The organism is Arthrobacter antibioticus (assembly GCF_030063205.1).
In the GTDB taxonomy this organism is placed as follows: domain Bacteria; phylum Actinomycetota; class Actinomycetes; order Actinomycetales; family Micrococcaceae; genus Specibacter.
The window spans coordinates 213707-232629 of record NZ_JASISQ010000004.1 but is presented as its reverse complement, the minus strand read 5'-3'; the positions used below and the strand labels follow the sequence as shown (position 1 = coordinate 232629).

14 protein-coding genes are annotated in these 18923 nt (G+C 59.2%); 10 read left to right on the top strand and 4 right to left on the bottom strand.

Annotation, left to right across the window (positions count from 1 at the left end; all coding sequences use genetic code 11):
• Positions 1–38 precede the first annotated feature (38 nt).
• A complete protein-coding gene (locus QMG40_RS10875; protein WP_283531071.1) occupies positions 39–986 on the top strand; it encodes an alpha/beta fold hydrolase in 948 nt (315 codons plus the stop codon).
• Positions 987–1235: 249 nt separating this feature from the next.
• On the opposite strand, the gene ppk2 is transcribed toward QMG40_RS10875, so the two are convergent.
• A complete protein-coding gene (gene ppk2, locus QMG40_RS10870) occupies positions 1236–2120 on the bottom strand; it encodes a polyphosphate kinase 2 (RefSeq protein WP_283531070.1) in 885 nt (294 codons plus the stop codon).
• A gap of 55 nt (positions 2121–2175) precedes the next feature.
• Here ppk2 and QMG40_RS10865 point away from each other — a divergent pair, with 55 nt between their 5' ends.
• Positions 2176–2952, top strand: coding sequence for a 4'-phosphopantetheinyl transferase family protein (locus tag QMG40_RS10865; RefSeq protein ID WP_283531069.1), 777 nt, complete (start codon positions 2176–2178; stop codon positions 2950–2952).
• Positions 2953–2961: 9 nt separating this feature from the next.
• Here the strand turns inward: QMG40_RS10865 and QMG40_RS10860 are convergent, their stop codons facing one another.
• The 3 genes from QMG40_RS10860 to QMG40_RS10850 form a co-directional block, all read right to left on the bottom strand.
• A complete protein-coding gene (locus tag QMG40_RS10860; protein ID WP_283531068.1) occupies positions 2962–4422 on the bottom strand; it encodes a M1 family metallopeptidase in 1461 nt (486 codons plus the stop codon).
• A gap of 32 nt (positions 4423–4454) precedes the next feature.
• Positions 4455–8342, bottom strand: coding sequence for a Pls/PosA family non-ribosomal peptide synthetase (locus QMG40_RS10855; protein ID WP_283531199.1), 3888 nt, complete (start codon positions 8340–8342; stop codon positions 4455–4457).
• Positions 8343–8704: 362 nt separating this feature from the next.
• Complete coding sequence (locus tag QMG40_RS10850) at positions 8705–9679, bottom strand: quinone oxidoreductase family protein (protein ID WP_283531067.1); 975 nt, start codon at positions 9677–9679, stop codon at positions 8705–8707.
• A gap of 139 nt (positions 9680–9818) precedes the next feature.
• On the opposite strand from QMG40_RS10850, the gene argC reads away from it, so the two are divergent.
• From argC to argH, 8 genes are all read left to right on the top strand, one after another.
• Positions 9819–10865, top strand: coding sequence for an N-acetyl-gamma-glutamyl-phosphate reductase (gene argC / locus QMG40_RS10845; protein WP_283531066.1), 1047 nt, complete (start codon positions 9819–9821; stop codon positions 10863–10865).
• A complete protein-coding gene (gene argJ, locus QMG40_RS10840; RefSeq protein ID WP_283531065.1) occupies positions 10862–12031 on the top strand; it encodes a bifunctional glutamate N-acetyltransferase/amino-acid acetyltransferase ArgJ in 1170 nt (389 codons plus the stop codon). The genes argC and argJ overlap by 4 nt, the downstream gene beginning before the upstream one ends.
• A 94-nt stretch (positions 12032–12125) precedes the next feature.
• Positions 12126–13022, top strand: a complete 897-nt coding sequence (gene argB / locus QMG40_RS10835; RefSeq protein WP_283531198.1) for an acetylglutamate kinase — start codon at positions 12126–12128, stop codon at positions 13020–13022.
• Positions 13022–14332: an acetylornithine transaminase gene (locus QMG40_RS10830; RefSeq protein WP_283531064.1), complete on the top strand. Its 1311-nt coding sequence runs from the start codon at positions 13022–13024 to the stop codon at positions 14330–14332. Before argB ends, QMG40_RS10830 begins: the two co-directional genes overlap by 1 nt.
• On the top strand, positions 14332–15309 hold the full coding sequence (gene argF, locus QMG40_RS10825) for an ornithine carbamoyltransferase (protein WP_283531063.1): 978 nt from the start codon (positions 14332–14334) through the stop codon (positions 15307–15309). The genes QMG40_RS10830 and argF overlap by 1 nt, the downstream gene beginning before the upstream one ends.
• Positions 15309–15860, top strand: a complete 552-nt coding sequence (locus tag QMG40_RS10820) for an arginine repressor (protein WP_283531062.1) — start codon at positions 15309–15311, stop codon at positions 15858–15860. Before argF ends, QMG40_RS10820 begins: the two co-directional genes overlap by 1 nt.
• 176 nt (positions 15861–16036) lie before the next feature.
• Positions 16037–17242, top strand: coding sequence for an argininosuccinate synthase (locus QMG40_RS10815; protein WP_283531061.1), 1206 nt, complete (start codon positions 16037–16039; stop codon positions 17240–17242).
• Between the two features lie 3 nt (positions 17243–17245).
• Positions 17246–18670 carry an argininosuccinate lyase gene (gene argH, locus QMG40_RS10810; protein ID WP_283531060.1) on the top strand — a complete coding sequence of 475 codons (1425 nt, stop codon included), beginning with the start codon at positions 17246–17248 and terminating at the stop codon, positions 18668–18670.
• Positions 18671–18923: the final 253 nt, after the last annotated feature.

Sequence of the window (18923 nt, the reverse complement as noted above, 5' to 3'; positions counted from 1 at the left end):
GAGTCCCATCATAGGGTTGGAGGATCTAAAGTTGGTTGATGACGTATCAGCGCACAGATTTTCAAAGCGGTTGGGTTGCCGTTCCCAACGCAGAGATTTATTGGGAAGCAACAGGCAATCCGGAGGGTGTTCCCGTCTTGTATCTTCACGGTGGCCCTGGGAGTTCGCTTGGCGCGGGCGGCTACCGTAAAAGACACGATCCAGAGGAATTTTGGACTGTTGGTATTGACCAGCGTGGCTGCGGTAAAAGCACACCGGCGGTCCAAGATGATTTAGAGAACCTCTCTAAAAACAACACCCAACAATTACTTGCCGACATTGAGGTGGTTCGTGAACATTTAGAGATCCAGAAATGGATCGTCACGGGTATTTCTTGGGGCAGTACTCTTGTGCTGGCCTACGCATTGGCGCACCCGGAACGAGTTATGGGAATTGCGCTGATGGCAGTGACAACAACAAGCCGCGAAGAAGTCAACTGGATCACCGAAGGTGTGGGACGCATCTTTCCGGAAGCCTGGCATGAGTTTGCTGCGGCGTCAGGGCAAATGCCGGGGGAACGAATAGTTGAAGCGTACGCCCGGAGATTGGCTGGCCCGGATCGAAGCGATGCGCTCTTGGCTTCTGCGGCTTGGGACCGGTGGGAAGCCTGGCACATATCCTTTGGTGCCCCGCGGCAGCCCGGTCCCATGATCGCTGATGAGCGCCAGCGCCTAACATTTACCACGCTTGTGACACACTATTTCTCTCACGACGGCTTCCTTGGCGGTGAAACGGAAATTCTCCGGCGGGTACATGAACTTGCCGGTATTGCCGGTCACCTCATTCATGGCCGCCTAGATGTCAGCGGGCCCCTCATTACGCCGTGGAGATTGCATCAGCAGTGGGAGGGGAGCACATTGCGCATCATTGAGGACGAAGGGCACGGGGGCACTGCCTCTATTGCTGCACTCACGGCAGCCGTGGAGGAGATCAAGGCCGGGCTTTGAAATTGTGACGGTAAGAGTGCCGCACCCATGGAGGCGATCCTGAAATCATGCCTGAACCTTTCGGTGTGGCTCTGTACTCTCCTTGCTGCCACCAGTTTGGGTAGTGGGTAGCAAGTCTGCCCAGACGCGCAATAATGTACCCATAACACGGTTCAAGGCAGGCAGTACCGGCTGATTCTGCTCTGACGGGGTTGGCTCAACTATGGACCCAACGTGGGCGCAGCGTCCGGGCCCAACCCGTGCAATAAACTAAAACTCTTCACCCTCGCCCACCACTGCGGAGGCGGGGCCAACGATCAGTGGATCAGGTATCCCTACCAGCGCATGGTCCTTACCTGTGTAGTCAAACAGGTTGAGCACATGCCGCATCGCTTCCAACCGGGCCCGCTTCTTGTCATTGGACTTCACCACGGTCCACGGTGCATGTCGTGTGTCAGTTTTTTTAAACATGCGTTCCTTGGCAGAGGTGTAAGCATCCCACTTATCCAGCGAGGCCACATCCATGGGGGAGAGCTTCCACTGCCGTACGGGGTCCACCTGGCGAATGATGAAACGGGTGCGTTGCTCGGCTTGGGTGACGGAAAACCAGAACTTCACCACAGTCATTCCGTCATTGACAAGCATGCGCTCAAACGCTGGGGCCTGGCGGATGAATTCCTCATACTGCTCCTTGGTGCAAAAACCCATGACCCGTTCAACGCCCGTGCGGTTATACCAAGACCTATCGAATAACACCATTTCACCAGAGCTTGGCAGGTGTGCCACATAACGCTGGAAATGCCATTGAGTAGACTCACGCTTACTGGGCTTTTCCAATGCAACCACGCGTGTGCCGCGAGGATTCAAATGCTCGGTGAAGCGTTTGATGGTACCGCCCTTACCTGCGGCATCACGGCCCTCAAATAAGATTATTACGCGCCGCCCGGTAGCCTTGATCCATTGCTGAAGCTTTAAAAGTTCAATTTGCAGCAACCGCTTTTCAACGTCGTAAACCTCCCTCTCCAGACGGGCGTCATACGGGTAGCCGTGGCGCCACGTGTCAACTTGGGAGCCGTCCGGCGCCAACAGGATGGGATCGTCGTCGTCGCTGTCAATAACACTAAAACCGGTGAATTCCGGGTGTGGTTCAGTCATGGCCTGAGCGTAGTGGCAAAGAAAAAACTCTGTATGAACGGAAGGTGGAGCGGGGATGAACGGAATAGGGTTTGACGTACTTGCGCGCGAGCACGTTGCCGTGGAGGCCTTTGACTTGGCACAGGTGGATAAAAATTTGGCCACACTCTTGGACCCTGCTGAACATTTCCGCGCCGCTTCCATTGTCAATGCTGCAACGCGTCATGACTTCATTGCCGGACGCGTGGTGCAACGCCTAATGGCTGCGCAATTGCTTCAGGTTGACCCGCGTGCACTCGTGGCAGACTATAACTGCCCCGATTGTTCTGCGAGTCCGCTCTCTTCCCATGGCCGCCCCGGCTACCAGCTCGGGGGCGTACCTGCGCCCGTGTCAATTAGTTTCTCCCGCAGTCACGGTTGGGCACTGGCAGCCATGATCCCTACAGCCATGATTCCTACAGCCTTGATTCCTATAGCCATGATTCCTAGAGCCATGATTCCTAGAGCCGGGATCGGCCTCGGCATCGATGTTCAACACATCCCCGCGGTGGTCTTTGCCGGGTACGACGACGTGGCGCTGAGCGCCGCCGAAAAGTTCTCTCTCGCTCAGCTGGAGCCAGCGACGCAGGATCAGTGGCGGGCCAGAACGTGGGCCCGGAAAGAAGCGTTGGCTAAAGTCACGGGTTTGGGTCTGCGCACCGATCCGCGTGACATCATGGCCTACCCAGAATTAGAAGAGGCAGTAACAGGCGCAGATGCTAAAACCGATGTGTGGGATCTTGCTCCGGGGGAGTGCGGCCTACCCAAGGACTTTGCCGGAGCTGTCGCTTTGCGCGTCAGCGGTAAAATTTAGCTGGGGCGTTTAGTGGTGTGCCAATGGTGGCAGTGGCTGTTGGTATAGCCACGGTGCTAAAACGTCAGCGGCCGAGAATCCCTGCACAGTGGCACATACTCGGTCAGCTAGCGCTATGAATCCCGCCGTGGTGACCGATCCGTGGCGGTTTTCCGCCACCCAACGCTGCAGTAGAGCGAAGAAATGGGTGTCGCCGACGGTAGTGCGGAGGGCTTCCAGGGCCAAGGCTCCGCGCTTGTAAACGGCGTCATCGAACATGTCCCTCGGACCAGGATCGCCGATTGCCAGGTTGTTGCGCTCTGATTGTAGTTTTTCATGCGCAGCGGTTGCACGTTCGGCAACACTCATTGACCCGCTGTCTTCGGACCACAGCCATTCGGCGTAGCAGGCAAAACCTTCGTGCAGCCAGATGTCACACCACGATGTCAGGGTTAATGAGTTGCCAAACCACTGATGTGAGAGTTCGTGGGCAATCAGCCGCTGGGACTCCCAGCCGGTGTCCAGGTGGTTGCTGCCGATAATGGATAGGGACTGCGCCTCCAAGGGAATCTCCAGTTCGTCCTCGGTCACCACCACCGTATACGTCTCAAACGGGTACGGGCCAAAGTTCGCTGCGAAAACATCCACCATCTCTCGCTGCCTGGCCAAAGCAACCGCAGCCTGAGCTTGCAATTTTTTGGGCACAGCCACTGTAATGGGTAGCTTTGTTCCGTTTTTACTCTCAGGCAGCCTCAATAGTTTGTAGCGGCCGATCTGCAGCGTGGCCAAGTAGGGGGCCATGGGTGCCAGCTGTTCGTACACCCATGTTTCCCGACTGGATTTCCTTGTGTGGGACACAAGCGTCCCATTACACACAGCCGTGTAGTCGGCGTCGGTGGTGATGGTAAAGCGGTACGAAGCCTTGTTATCGGCCCTATCGTTGCAAGGGAACCACGTGGGCGCCCCTGTAGGCTGGCCGGCGACCAACACGCCGTCGTCCAGTTCTTCCCAACCAACATCGCCCCATTGATCGTTATCAGGTGATGGGATCCCGCTATAGCGGATGTCCATAGTGAATTCCGCCCCCGCCTGCACAGGAACAGGCAGGAGTAACTGCAGTTTCCCGTTGCGGTGGGAATGTTTAACCACCCGGGCTCCGTCCACAGTTGCTTTGTCCATGCCCAAGCCTGTGAGATCAAGTTCAACGTGTGTCAAAGCCACGAGTGCTCGTGCAGTCATAATGGCACGGCCCGTGAGCTGGTTGCCGGCAAGCCGGGCTTCCAAATCAAGCTCGTAATGCACCATCGAGTAGCTGGTGTTCCCGTGCAGTGGAATATAAGGATCCGGACGTGCTGGAACCACCGTGGCCTGTAAATCAGTGACTTCAGCGGACTCAGTGACCTCAGCGGACTCAGGGGCTGAGGCTGAGGCGTTGGGCCCCGAGGTGCTGGCCGCCAAGGCGGAGTGCCGGGTGCGGTGAAGAAAATTCATGCTTGGGATGGTATCCAAATCAGTCTGGGATTCTAAGCGCGGTCGGCAAACTCGGGACCCTTCCAGGGGCTGATTGGGTTTCCCATCCAATAGCTGCTGGCAGGTACTGTTTCTCCGCGCATGACAAGGGAGGCCGGGCCCACAGTGCCGCTGCGAGCAATCCGTGCCGCGGGCAGGATCACACCATGCGGACCCATGGTGGCACCCTCTTCAAGCGTAACCGAATCAATGGCCATGACCCTGTCATGGAAGAGGTGCGTTTGGATTACGCACCCTCGGTTGACAGTGGAACTTTCACCCAGCGTGACAAGGTCGGCTTCGGGGAGCCAATAGCTTTCGCACCAGGCTCCGTGCCCGATTTTCGCTCCGAGAGCACGCAACCACCAGACCATGGCCGGGGTGCCCACAGCCGCGCGGGCAAACCAAGGGGCACTGACCATTTCAATAAATGTATCGACCACTTCGTTACGCCAAATGAACGAGCTCCACAGCGGATGCTCCCCGGGTTTGATGCGGCCCACCAGGACCCACTTGGCGGCCACTGAGCTGCCAGCGCCAAACGCACCGGCGGCCATCATGACGATGCCGCTGAAGAGTGCAGCCAACCAGTAATTGCCGGCAAGTGCGACGCCGTCAAAGGTAACCAGCACTGCTGCGGCCACGGCCACAGAAAGAACCGTTGGTACCAGCCGGCAGCTTTCCCAGAGGGCTCGAGCCAGCTTGAGCCGCAAGGGTGGGGCGAAAGTGAGCGACTCATCGGTGTTGAGATTGGTGCGGCGCAAGCGCACAGGCGGACTGCCTAGCCACGACGTACCAGCCTTTGCCTTGGCAGGGGCTGCCGAGAGGACCGCCACCAAAGAATTCCGTGGCATTGTGCGCCCTGCCGCTGCCATGCCGGAGTTGCCAAGGAATGAACGCTTACCCACTTTTGCGGGTGCGATGTGGATGTATCCGCCACCCAGCTCATAGGAGGCGATCATGGTGTCATCGGCCAAGAAAGCGCCGGAACCGATAGTTGTCATTTTGGGCAGCAGCAACACCGTTGAAGCCTCCACGTTCTTGCCGACCTTGGCCCCCAAAAGACGCAACCAGATGGGTGTGAACAGGCTGGAGTAGATCGGGAACAAGAGATCCCGAGCCATATCCAGCACGCGTTCGGTGGCCCAAACCTGCCATCCAATCCGGCTACGCACCGGGTAGTGCCCCTCGCGGAGGCCTATGCCCAGCAACCGAACCGTGAGCAGGATCAGCCCAACCAAGGTGAGGAACCATGCCAGTGCTGCCACGGGAACAGACCACAACAGGGTAGGAATTGAGGCAGATAATGAACTCTGTCCATTGACGCTCAGCAACACTGCGCCAACGGCCACAGCCGCCGCCATGAAAGGAAGCAGGGATAGCAATGCGGCTGCGCTTGCAAAGGGTAGTTCATGCCACCCGTTGGTGGGCGTACGCAGATCCGGCCAGGAGTGTTTAGCCTTCCCAGTCCTTTCTGCCGGGGAGCCGGAAACCGTCACCCCGGGTTTGACCTTGCCGCGCACCGCGGAACCTGGTGCCACATGAGCACCGGCGCCAACGCGTGCTCCCGGCATCAGAGTGCTGCGGGCTCCTACGACAGCGCCGCTACCAATGGAAATCTCGCCTATGTGCACCCAGTCTCCGTCGATCCACCAGCCGGAGAGATCCACCTCGGGTTCGATCGAGCAACCTTCGGCCAAGCGAAGCAATCCAGTCACAGGCGGCACTGAGTGGAGATCCACATTGCGGCCCATCTTTACGCCCAAAGCTCGGGCGTAATACGGTACCCAGGGGGCACTGGCCAGGCTGACAGCGCTGGCCATGTCCGCAATTTGTTCTGCGAGCCACAACCGCAGGTGCACTTTACCGGAGCGGGGATAACTGCCCGGCTGAACGCCGTGGAGGAGCAGACGCGCGCACACTACCGAGATCGCCATGCGACCCCACGGTGAGACAAAAACAAGCCAGGAGGCCCCTACCCACCACCAGGAAATGGTGGGGGCGCCGGGCAGGATGCCCTGCCACGCTGCCACATTGTTCAAGGCCATAAGGTATGTGAGCCAGCGCATTCCCACAAGGAGGTGCAGTGGCACACCCATGAGCGTTTGGAACACCTGGGATTTTCGCCGCGTGCGCCCCACTGTGCGATCGACTATTTTCAGAGGATCGCCGGCAGGATTGGAGCCCACGGCCAATTCCAGCAGGGCTCCGATCCTGGGGTGGGAATAGACCTCTGCAACCGTTATTCGCGGGTAGCGCTGTCGTAGCGCAGAAACCAGCTGAGCTGCGGCCAGACTGCCGCCGCCGCTGGCGAAGAAATCTGTGTCGAGCGAAGCGGGGGTACCACCCAAAACGCTATGCCATTGTTCCAGCACCCACTCGGCATCCGGGCCCAGTGTGCCCGCGAGCGAGACGCCCTCGTCCATGTCCTGATCCAACGGCCAGGGCAGAGCGGTGCGATCCACTTTGCCGCTTGTTTTGGTGGGCAGTGAATCCGTGAAAGTCAGAAGCGGAATCATGGGTGCTGGAAGCGACTCGGCCAGTAGTTCCCGCAGCGCGCCGGGATCCGGGCTGGTGCCCGGAGCCGGTACCAGGTAGCCGACCAGGAGCTGGTTGCCACCAGCCGTTTCCTGCACTGCAGCAGCGGCACCAGAGATATCCGGCAGGCCCTGCAAAGCCGCGTCGATTTCGCCGAGTTCAATGCGCCGCCCGCCCAGTTTTATCTGATCATCCGCCCGGCCCATGAACACAAGGCCTACGCTCTCAAGACGCACAAGATCGCCACTTCGGTAGGCACGCTCCCAACCGAATTCAGGCAGGGGAGCGTATTTCTCGGCATCCTTGGTCGGGTCAAGATAGCGTGCCAAGCCCACACCGGCAATGATTAACTCGCCCACTTCGCCCTCAGTTACGGGCCTTCCAGCCCCATCAACAACTGCCAGGTCCCAACCGTTTAGCGGCAGCCCGATACGCACAGGGCCTGGCCCGCCCAACGGCGCAGCACATGCCACTACGGTTGCCTCTGTGGGGCCATAGGTGTTCCAGACTTCCCTACCGGGAACTGCCAATCGAGTGGCGAGTTCTGGCGGGCAGGCCTCTCCACCAAAGATCAGCAGGCGCACCGATTCCAGTGCCTCGGCGGGCCACAGCGCCGCCAGCGTTGGCACGGTTGAGACCACCGTTATACCGTGCGAGATCAGCCACGGGCCCAAATCCATGCCGGATCGGACTAATGAGCGGGGTGCTGGAACCAAAGCGGCTCCGTAGCGCCAGGCCAGCCACATTTCCTCGCAGGAAGCATCGAAAGCTACAGACAATCCGGCCAGAACTCTATCCTCCGGGCCGAGCGGATCTGACTGCAAAAAAATGCGGGCTTCAGCATCAACAAAGGCAGCAGCGGAACGGTTGCTGACAGCCACACCTTTCGGGGTACCGGTTGAGCCGGAGGTGAAAATAATCCAGGCATCGTCGCTGGGAAGCGGTGCCCTGGGCTCAGGGAAGGGACCTGGGCATGCCCTGTCAAGTGTTAGCGTTATCGCCTCTCCTGTTAGTTCATCTCCAAGGACGGCAGCCACGCCGGCTTCAGTAAAGACCAGCGAAGCACGTTCGGCGGGATCGTCAGCGTCCACTGGCACGTAGGCGGCCCCAATGGAGAGGATTGCCAGAATGGCAAGGTAAAGCCCGGACGTGCCTGAGGGTATCCGCACACCTATTCTGTCGCCAGCGCCTAGACCGGCTTGAGTCAATTCCTGAGCCTTGCCGTGCACTGCTTTCAAGAGGTCTTCGTAGCTAAGCGCTTTCACGCCATCGTCCAGTGCTGTGGCGTCAGGGTGCAGCTCGGCCGTGGCTTGCAGTACCTCCCACAGGGTTCGGGGATCTGGCGCAAGCTCGCTGCCAGGCATTTGTGCGGCGAATTTGGCTGCTGCCGGTTTCGCTGCTGCCGGTTCGGCTGACACGGCAGCCTGGGGCAAGGGGTCACTCAAAGGGGCGGGGTTCACCTGCCCACCTTGCACGGTCAAGATGAACAGCAGTTGAATAGCGGGCAACAAGTAAGTTCATACACAGCCAAGTTCAGGCTTGCCCCGCTCACGCACAACCCAGGCGGGGAACCCCGGATGGCCGGCTGCGCCCCTGACTACCGCACACCCTAGTGCGGCTTGGCCTGGGGTCTCCAGCGAAAAATTCACCCTCCGGCAACCTGTCCGCCGAAACCACCTGCCTACCAGGTGGCCTATCCTTCCATCTCCCGTATTGGAGCCGCCGTCTAGGGCTCCAAAATAACTTTGCCAGTGGTGTTTCTGCCTTGCAGCGCAGTGTGCGCCGCGCCGGCCTCGGAGAGCGGGAAGCGGGCACCAAGCCGAGCGATTAGCCGGCCGGAGGCTGCTGCGTCGAACACTTCGGTTGAGCGCCACAAGCGTTCCTTGCCGTTACGAAGATAGTCTCCGAGCTTGGGTCTGACTACTGTTAGCGAGCCGCCAGCATTGAGCCTCTGCAAATCAAAGGGAGGCGCTTGCCCGGAGGCGCCCCCAAAGAGTACAAGGGTCCCTCGGGTGCGCAGCGACGCAAGCGAACCATCGAAAGTGTCCTTACCAACGCCGTCGAACACCACATCCACACCTTCGCCATCCGTGAGCTCACGGGCCTGCTCGGCAAAGTCCTCGTAACGCAACACCTCATCGGCACCGGCAACTCGGGAGAGCTCTTCCTTTTCTTCGGTTGACACTGTTGTGAAGACTCGGGCCCCGCGTTCCTTGAGCATCTGGGTCAGCAGCAGGCCCACACCACCAGCGCCGGCGTGTAGCAGGATTGTCTGCCCGGGCTCAACATGGTAGGTGGAATTCATCAGGTAGTGCGCCGTCATGCCCTGAAGCGGGAGAGCTGCCGCCACGTCCAGCGGCACACTGGAAGGGACGGGCAGTGCCTTATCGGCAGGGAAAATAGCGTACTCGGCATAGCAGGCCACGCCCTCGGCCGTGGCCACGCGATCTCCTACGGCATAGGAGCTCACTCCGGAGCCCACAGCAACAACTTTTCCGGCCGCCTCCGCACCGGGAATGAACGGGAAATCCACAGGATAAATACCCTCACGCTGGTAGCTCTCAATGAAGTTCACACCCACGGCGGCGATTTTGACAAGCAATTCACCGGGCCCAGGGACCGGCATAGGAACCTGGGTGAGCTTCAAAACCTCCGGGCCGCCCGGGGCCTGGGCGAGGATGGCGTTGGCGTACTCGGTCATGATGGACTCCAAATCGGTGGTGGTCGGCTGCGGTCGGAGCGGACTCCTGATGTTAATCATAGGACCCCAAAGCAACATTAAACCGAGCAATATGGATAAATATCGGTGAGGATGAATAGTTCTGCTGTATAGTCGACTTATGACAATTTCAGTAGCTGTCTCCGGAGCCAGCGGATATGCCGGGGGAGAAGTGCTGCGTCTGCTGGCCAGCCATCCCAACGTAAGCATCGGTGCCATCACGGCCCACAGCAACGCCGGAGCTCGATTAGGCTCCCTCGTGCCGAATCTGCACGCGCTGGCAGACCGGGTCCTGGTCGAGACCACAGTTGATAACCTTTCCGGGCACGACGTCGTCTTTCTGGCCTTGCCGCATGGGGCCTCTGCTGCCATTGCCGCGCTGTTGCCAGCTGACACGCTCGTAATCGACGCCGGTGCCGATCACCGTCTGGAAGATGCAGCGGCTTGGGAAAAATTCTACGGTTCTGAGCACGCAGGCACCTGGCCCTATGGCCTGCCCGAACTGCCCGGCCACCGCGAAAAAATTCGTGGCGCCAAACGAATCGCCGTTCCCGGCTGCTACCCAACAAGCTCCCTGCTGGCCCTCCTGCCGGGTTTCGCAGCTAACGCACTGCTGCCCGATGACGTAGTCATCGTCGCAGCGTCCGGGACCTCCGGGGCTGGCAAAGCCGCCAAAATCAACCTGATAGGTTCCGAAGTTATTGGCTCAATGAGCCCCTACGGCGTGGGAGGCGGGCACCGCCACACCCCGGAGATTGAACAGGGGCTCTCCAACGCTTCCGGCAAGGAAGTAACTGTTTCATTCACACCTACTTTGGCCCCTATGAGCCGCGGTATCCTCACAACTGCCACGGCCAAGGTCTCGGCTGAGTTCGCGGCATTGGCTGATCCCGCAGCGGCTTTACGTGAAATCTGGGTGGATGCCTATGACGAGGAGCCTTTTGTGCATGTGCTTGAGGAGGGCCAGTGGCCTGCAACAAAGTCTGTGCAAGGGTCCAACTATGCAGCTATCCAAATTGCCTATGACGCCCACGTTAACCGAGTGATTGTTTGCTGTGCCATTGATAATCTCACCAAGGGCACTGCCGGCGGGGCAGTGCAGTCAATGAATATTGCCCTCGGCCTGCCTGAAACAACAGGTCTGACCTTCCAAGGAGTAGCACCATGAGCGTGACCTCAGCACTGGGCTTTCGGGCCTCCGGCGTAACAGCTGGATTGAAAACCTCAGGTAGCCCTGACATGGCCCTCGTTGTTAACGAGGGGCCACATCGCAGCGCCGCCGCAGTCTTTACTTCCAACCGCGTGGCGGCGGCACCCATCCATTGGTCGCGGCAGGTGCTCGGCGACGGAAGGGTTGACGCCGTCGTGCTGAATTCTGGCGGGGCCAATGCCTGCACCGGTCCCGAAGGTTTCCAAAACACCCACGCCACTGCCGAAAAAGTTGCCGAACTTTTGGGCCTTTCAGCAACGGATATTGCCGTATGCTCCACTGGCCTCATTGGTGAACAGCTGCCGATGGATAAGATCCTGGCCGGCGTGGAAGCTGCCGCCACCGCCTTGACGGACGACGGCGGAGCTGCCGCCGCCACCGCCATCATGACCACCGATAGCGTCTCCAAAGAGGCGCTCTGGACTTCGCCGGCCAATGCCGACGGCGTCACGTACACCATCGGTGGCATGGCTAAGGGTGCAGGTATGTTGGCACCCGGTCTGGCCACTATGTTGGTGGTTATCACCACGGATGCAGGAGTTGAAACCGAAGGCCTGGACGTTGCCCTGCGCGACGCCGTTCGCCTCACCTTTAACCGTGCCGACTCCGACGGCTGCATGTCCACCAATGACACAGTGCTCCTCATGGCCTCGGGCTCCTCAACTGCTTTCCCTGACATGGAGGAATTCACGGCCGGACTAACCCATGTTTGCGCATCCCTGGCCAGAGCACTGATTGCCGATGCCGAAGGTGCCAGCCACGACATTGCCATCACCACCAGGCACGCGGACAGCGAGCGCGACGCCGAAACCGTTTCCCGTTCCGTGGCCCGATCCAACCTGTTTAAGGCCGCGATCTTTGGCAACGACCCCAACTGGGGTCGCGTGCTTGCCGCCGTTGGCACCACTGACGCCGTTTTTGATCCCGATAAGATCAACGTCAGCATCAATGGTGTTCAGATCGCCCGCAACGGTTGCATTGGGGACTCCCGGGACCTGGTTGATCTGGCTCCGCGCGAAGTCAGCGTTGAAATCGATCTCAACGCCGGCATCGCCGAAGCCACCATCTGGACCAACGACTTAACGCACGCCTACGTCGAAGAAAACAGCGCTTACTCCTCGTAACGCCGCCGGTTGATTGTGGTTGGCTTTGGTGGCTGTCCAACTCCAGGACGGGGCCCGCCTTGATGTATACGAACACAGAAGAAGGACTTTCATGATGACTTCGGTGGAAACCGCGCAGGATAAGGCTGGCACGCTGATTGAGGCGCTGCCTTGGATTCAGCAATTTGCCGGCACCGTGGTGGTGGTCAAGTACGGTGGCAACGCCATGGTCAATGATGAACTGCGCCGTGCGTTTGCGCAGGATATTGTCTTTATGCACCACGTCGGCATCAAGGCGGTAGTTGTGCATGGCGGTGGGCCGCAAATCAATGCCATGCTCAAGCGCTTGGACATCCAAAGCGAATTCAAGGGAGGCCTGCGCGTCACCACACCCGAGGCAATGGATGTTGTCAGGATGGTCCTTACCGGTCAGGTTGGCCGCGAGCTGGTGGGCCTGATCAACGAGCACGGACCCTATGCCGTCGGACTTTCTGGTGAGGATGGCGCCCTACTGCAGGCCGAACGCACGGGGACCATTGTTGATGGCCTTGCCGTAGATCTGGGGCTTGTTGGCGAGGTGGTGGGTGTGAATCCCGGGGCCATTCTTGACCTCTTGGAGGCCGGCCGGATCCCGGTGATCTCCACCGTGGCTCCCGAAGTTGGGGATGCCTCAACGGTGTTGAATGTCAATGCTGATACCGCAGCCGCAGCGTTGGCGGTGGCTCTGCAGGCCTCGCGGTTGGTGATCCTGACCGACGTCGAGGGCCTCTATTCGAATTGGCCCGATAAGTCCTCACTGCTTAGCGAGATTGGATCGGAGGCATTGCGTGCAATGTTGCCGTCACTGGAATCTGGCATGATCCCCAAGATGGGGGCGGCTTTGGCCGCGGTCGACGGCGGTGTGGCCCGTGCCGCTGTTGTCGACGGGCGCAGCGCCCATTCAATGTTGTTGGAATTGATGACTTTTGAGGGCAACGGAACGCAAATTTTCCCGGACAAGGACGGCCACTGATGACTGAAGAAAACACCCCAGAAAAAGAGGGCGCTGTGACTGGGCTGGGCGCTGTGACTGGGCTGGGTAGCGCAAACGCCGCAGCCGTCTCTGGTACCGGCACCAGCGCCCAATGGCTGGCCCGTTACCAGGATTCCCTCATGGGAGTCTTTGGCAGTCCGCAACGTGTGCTGGTTCGGGGTGCCGGCGCTGTTGTGTGGGACGCAGACGGGAAAGAGTATCTTGACCTGCTTGGCGGTATTGCGGTCAACGCCCTAGGCCACGCGCACCCCTTCGTCTCCTCAGTGGTGGCCAGCCAGCTCTCAACGTTGGGGCATGTTTCGAACTTCTTTACCAGTCCCACACAGATCGCTTTGGCGGAGAGACTACTTGACTTGAGCCACGCGCCAGAGGGCTCCAAGGTCTTCTTCGCCAACTCAGGCACGGAAGCTAATGAAGCGGCTTTCAAGCTGGCCCGCGCCCATGGTGGGATGCAACGGCCCACTATCCTCGCCCTCGAAGGCGGCTTCCACGGACGCACCATGGGTGCTTTGGCCATGACAGCCAAGGCGGCCTACCGCGAACCGTTTGAGCCCATGCCCGCGGGTGTACGCCACATTCCCTTCAATGACATTGCCGCTCTCCGGGAAGCCGTGGACAACACAGTTGCAGCGCTCGTCATTGAACCCATTCAGGGTGAGGCTGGGGTGCGCCCACTTTCGGTTGAGTACCTGCAGGCTGCCAGAGAGCTGACCCGCGAACACGGCGTCCTGCTGATCCTGGATGAGGTTCAGACAGGCGTTGGCCGAACAGGGTGCTGGTTTGTTGGTTTGAACGCGGGGATCACCCCGGACGCCATGACCTTAGCCAAGGGCTTAGGTGGCGGTTTTCCGATCGGAGCCATTGTCACTTTTGGTCCGGGCCCATCAGAACTTCTCAGTGCCGGTCAACACGGCACCACCTTTGGCGGGAATCCCGTTGCCACGGCGGCAGCCCTTGCCACTTTGCACGTGCTGGAATCCCAGAACATCCTCGCCAACGTACGGGCGGTCAGTGAAGTGTTTCGCCAAGGTCTGACAAATATCAAGGAAGTAACCGAGGTACGTGCCTATGGCCTGTTGATTGGTTTTGATCTGGCGGAACCGGTGGCGGCAGGGGTGGTCCAGGCGGGACTTGAGGCAGGCTTCATCGTCAACGCCCCCGGCCCCAACACTGTCCGCCTGGCCCCACCGCTGAACCTGACGCCCGAGCAGGCTGGTTCCTTTATTTCTGCATTGCCCGCATTGATCGCCACCGCTGTGGCTGCCCACAAGTTGGAAAAGAGCTCTTGATGACACGCCACTTTCTCGTAGACACAGATCTTAGTCCTGCTGAACAAGCCGAGGTGCTGGAGCTTGCCGCAGCACTAAAGGCAAAGCCCTACTCGATGCAGACCTTCGCAGGTCAAGGCTCCGGTGCTCAAACTGTGGCAGTGATCTTTGATAAGACTTCAACGCGTACACGTGTTTCCTTTGCTACCGGGATTGCGGCCTTGGGTGGAAACCCGCTGATCATCAATCCGGGTGAGGCCCAGATTGGCCACAAGGAATCCGTTGCCGACACCGCCAGGGTCCTCGAGCGGATGGTCTCCACCATCGTGTGGCGCACCTACGCTCAAGCAGGCCTGGAAGAAATGGCCACCCATTCCAAAGTTCCTGTCATTAACGCGCTTTCAGACGATTACCACCCCTGCCAGCTGCTTGCAGACCTGCTCACCATCAAGGAGCACAAGGGTGAGCTGTCCGGGCTAACAATGACCTACATGGGGGATTCCGCTAACAATATGGCTAATTCCTATCTGTTGGCCGGAGTCACAGCCGGCATGCACGTCCGCATTACCGGACCGGCAGGGCATCTCCCGCCAGACGCCGTCGTACTTGCAGCCAAAGAACGAGCTGCACAAACGGGCGGATCGGTGCTGATAACCACTGACGTTTGTGAAGCCGTGGCCGGAGCTGACGTCCTAGTGACAGACACATGGGTTTCCATGGGGCAGGAGGAAGAGAAGGCGCAGCGCCTGGAGCTCTTCACGGAATACGCGCTGGACGACGCGGCTCTGGCCCAGGCTGCGCCAGATGCAATAGTGCTGCACTGCCTCCCGGCCTACCGCGGCTATGAGATTTCCGCTTCCGTGATTGATGGCCCGCAGTCGGTGGTGTGGGATGAGGCAGAAAACCGTTTGCACGCCCAGAAGGCCCTCATGGTGTGGCTTGTTGAAAAAACTGCCTCTGATGCTGCGCTGGCTCGCAACACCCCGGCGGTTGGGTGATGACAGTGACCAAACTCGGTACTGCCAGCGGTGTCGGGGGCGCAATGCCGGCAACTAAAACTGCACGGCAGGCACGCGTCTCCGCGCTGCTCACCAGCCGTGCTGTTAGATCTCAGGCTGAGCTGGCCACGTTATTGGCCGACGACGGGTTAGTGGTTGGTCAGGCGACGTTATCGCGAGATCTGGTGGAACTGCGAGCGGTGCGGGTGCGGGGCAAGGACGGTGGGTTAATCTATGCGTTACCGCGTGAAGGAGGGGACCGCAGCGTGCATTCCGTTTCCTCCCAAGAGCTTCTTGACACGCGTTTGGTCCGCCTGTGCGGTGAGTTGCTGGTGACGGCCGAGGCCTCGGCAAACATTGCAGTTTTGCGAACGCCTCCGGGTGCTGCAAACTTTCTGGCCTTGGCTATTGACCACTCGGTGATGCCCTCCATTCTGGGCACGCTTGCCGGAGATGACACTGTCATGGTTATCACTCGGGACCCATTGGGCGGTGCGGATGTTGCCGAGCGGTTCCTGCAATTTGCGGCCGAATCAAGCGCTGGAGCCTAGCCGGGGAAGCATTGCACCTGACCTCCTAAACTATATTGAATATATTTTAGTAAGAATGCATAACCATGCATTATGCTTGTTAGTAACGCGAAGGACGCTCGGAGTCGTTTTTGTAAAAACCTCAACGAGTAGCAACAAATTCTCAAGAACTTTTTAATGAATTAGGGAGAGCGAACGTGACTGAACGCATTGTATTGGCTTACTCCGGTGGCCTGGACACCTCGGTTGCCATTGGCTGGATCGGTGAAGCTACCGGTGCCGAAGTTATCGCAGTGGCTGTTGATGTAGGACAGGGTGGGGAATCACTTGAAGACATCCGCCAGCGCGCCCTTGGCTGTGGGGCGGTGGAGGCTTACGTTGCGGATGCACGTGACGAGTTCGCTAACGAGTACGCCATGCCCACGCTGCAGGCCAATGCGCTGTACCAGGGCCACTACCCGCTGGTTTCGGCCATCTCGCGGCCCGTGATCGTCAAGCACTTGGTCAAAGCTGCCAGGGAATTTGGGGCTACCACTGTTGCCCACGGATGCACAGGAAAAGGTAACGACCAGGTTCGTTTTGAAGTTGGCATCCAGACCCTCGGCCCGGACCTGAAGTGCATTGCACCAGTTCGCGACTTGGCCCTGACCCGCGATAAAGCGATTATTTACGCCGAGTCCCACAACCTGCCCATCGAGACAACGAAGAAAAACCCGTACTCGATTGACCAGAACGTCTGGGGTCGCGCTGTTGAAACCGGCTACCTCGAAGACATCTGGAATGCACCTACAAAGGACATTTACGACTACACGGCCACCCCGGAATTCCCTCCGGCACCTGATGAAGTTATTATTTCCTTCAGCCGCGGCATCCCTGTCGCCATTGACGGGGTGAAAGTCTCACCCCTGCAAGCGATCCAGGAATTGAATCGCCGTGCGGGCGCTCAAGGAGTGGGCCGTATCGACGTTGTTGAGGATCGACTTGTTGGCATCAAGAGCCGTGAGATCTATGAAGCACCCGGCGCCATGGCCCTGATGACTGCCCACAAGCACCTTGAAGACATCACGATTGAGCGCGAGCAGGCTCGCTTCAAGGCCACTGTTAGCCAGCGCTGGGCAGAGCTTGTCTATGATGGCCAGTGGTTCTCCCCGCTGAAGCGCTCCTTGGACGCCTTCATCCAAGACACTCAGCAGCACGTCAACGGTGATATCCGCATGACCATGCACGGCGGCCAGGCAATCGTCAACGGTCGTCGTTCAGAAACCTCCCTCTACGACTTTGACCTTGCCACTTACGACACCGGAGATACCTTCGATCAGTCGCAGGCGAAGGGCTTCATCGAGCTCTGGGGGATGTCCTCGAAGGTTGCCTCGACTCGTGACCAGCGCGCTCTGGGTCTGTAAACCATGGCAGATGTGGTTCACGGAACCAACGAAGGTGCACTGTGGGGTGGCCGTTTTCAGGGCGGCCCCGCAGATGCTCTCGCGGCACTGAGCAAATCAACTCACTTTGACTGGCGGCTGGCACTCTATGACATTGCCGGTTCTAAGGCGCATGCCCGCGTTTTGAACACGGCGGGCCTCCTTGATTCAGCCGAGCTCGAAGGCATGTTAAAGGCTTTGGACCAGTTGGAAGCCGATGTAAAGTCCGGGGCTTACGCCCCATCCGAGTCGGATGAAGATGTGCATGGTTCTCTTGAGCGTGGGCTCATTGAGCGAGCTGGCACGGCGTTGGGCGGAAAGCTTCGTGCTGGCCGTTCGCGCAATGACCAGGTCGCCACGTTGGGGCGGATGTATTTGCGCGATCACGCAAAGATCATTGCCGCAGGGGTTCTCTCGGTTGTTGACGCTTTGGTGGCGCAGTCTAAGGCGCATCATGGTGTTGCCATGCCGGGACGTACCCACTTGCAGCATGCCCAGCCTGTCCTCCTCAGCCATCACCTTCTGGCCCACGCGTGGGCACTGTTGCGTGATGTTCAGCGTTTGGTGGACTGGGACAAACGTGCGGCTGTTTCGCCCTATGGCTCGGGAGCTTTAGCTGGCTCGTCCTTGGGCTTGGATCCCAATGCTGTTGCGGCGGAGCTCGGGTTTAATTCAGCTGTGTGGAATTCGATCGACGGCACGGCCTCGCGTGATGTTTTCGCAGAGTTCGCCTGGGTTGGTGCCATGATCGGCGTTGATCTCTCCAGGATCTCCGAGGAAGTCATCCTGTGGGCCACCAAAGAGTTCTCCTTTGTGAAGCTGCATGACTCTTACTCCACTGGGTCCTCGATCATGCCACAGAAGAAAAACCCCGATGTGGCTGAGCTTGCTCGTGGAAAAGCGGGCCGCCTGATTGGTGATTTGACAGGCCTGCTGGCAACGCTTAAGGGCCTACCGTTGGCTTACAACAGGGATCTGCAGGAGGACAAGGAGCCGGTGTTCGACGCCGCTGACACCCTTGAGCTGCTGCTGCCAGCCGTTTCCGGGATGATGGCCACACTGGTTTTCAACACCGAACGTATGGAAGCCCTCGCCCCGCAAGGATTTGCGTTGGCAACCGATATTGCCGAATGGCTTGTCCGCCAGGGGGTACCCTTCCGCGACGCCCACGAACTATCCGGTGCTGCCGTAAAAATTGCCGAGGCTCGCGGCGTAGAACTGTGGGATCTCACGGACGAGGAGTACGCCGGAATTTCGGCTCATCTGACTCCCGAAGTCCGGACTGTTTTAAGCACGAATGGCTCGCTTGAGAGTCGCAACGCTCAGGGTGGCACGGCACCGTCGGCGGTGTTGGCACAGCTCGAGGCCCTTGAGCGGGCGCTCGGGGAGGTTCGCGCCTTCCTGGCCTGACCGGCGTCGCACTTCCCCAGTAACAAAGCGAAAATGCCCGTATCCATAGTGGATGCGGGCATTTCCTGCTCTAGCGCCTAGCGGCCTCCCACCACTGGCAGGCTCGCGCCGGGCCCCTCGGCCGTCTAGCGCCTAGCGGCCTCCCACCACTGGCAGGCTCGCGCCGGGCCCCTCGGCCGTCTAGCGCCTAGCGGCCTCCCACCACTGGCAGGCTCGCGCCGGGCCCCTCGGCCGTCTAGCGCCTAGCGGCCAC

What these genes read in the sequence shown, in the direction of transcription:
- QMG40_RS10875 (WP_283531071.1), top strand. Translation starts at nt 39, where the DNA reads ATGACGTATCAGCGCACAGATTTTCAAAGCGGTTGGGTTGCCGTTCCC.
- ppk2 (WP_283531070.1), bottom strand. Translation starts at nt 2,120, where the DNA reads ATGACTGAACCACACCCGGAATTCACCGGTTTTAGTGTTATTGACAGC.
- QMG40_RS10865 (WP_283531069.1), top strand. Translation starts at nt 2,176, where the DNA reads ATGAACGGAATAGGGTTTGACGTACTTGCGCGCGAGCACGTTGCCGTG.
- QMG40_RS10860 (WP_283531068.1), bottom strand. Translation starts at nt 4,422, where the DNA reads ATGAATTTTCTTCACCGCACCCGGCACTCCGCCTTGGCGGCCAGCACC.
- QMG40_RS10855 (WP_283531199.1), bottom strand. Translation starts at nt 8,342, where the DNA reads ATGCCTGGCAGCGAGCTTGCGCCAGATCCCCGAACCCTGTGGGAGGTA.
- QMG40_RS10850 (WP_283531067.1), bottom strand. Translation starts at nt 9,679, where the DNA reads ATGACCGAGTACGCCAACGCCATCCTCGCCCAGGCCCCGGGCGGCCCG.
- argC (WP_283531066.1), top strand. Translation starts at nt 9,819, where the DNA reads ATGACAATTTCAGTAGCTGTCTCCGGAGCCAGCGGATATGCCGGGGGA.
- argJ (WP_283531065.1), top strand. Translation starts at nt 10,862, where the DNA reads ATGAGCGTGACCTCAGCACTGGGCTTTCGGGCCTCCGGCGTAACAGCT.
- argB (WP_283531198.1), top strand. Translation starts at nt 12,126, where the DNA reads ATGACTTCGGTGGAAACCGCGCAGGATAAGGCTGGCACGCTGATTGAG.
- QMG40_RS10830 (WP_283531064.1), top strand. Translation starts at nt 13,022, where the DNA reads ATGACTGAAGAAAACACCCCAGAAAAAGAGGGCGCTGTGACTGGGCTG.
- argF (WP_283531063.1), top strand. Translation starts at nt 14,332, where the DNA reads ATGACACGCCACTTTCTCGTAGACACAGATCTTAGTCCTGCTGAACAA.
- QMG40_RS10820 (WP_283531062.1), top strand. Translation starts at nt 15,309, where the DNA reads ATGACAGTGACCAAACTCGGTACTGCCAGCGGTGTCGGGGGCGCAATG.
- argH (WP_283531060.1), top strand. Translation starts at nt 17,246, where the DNA reads ATGGCAGATGTGGTTCACGGAACCAACGAAGGTGCACTGTGGGGTGGC.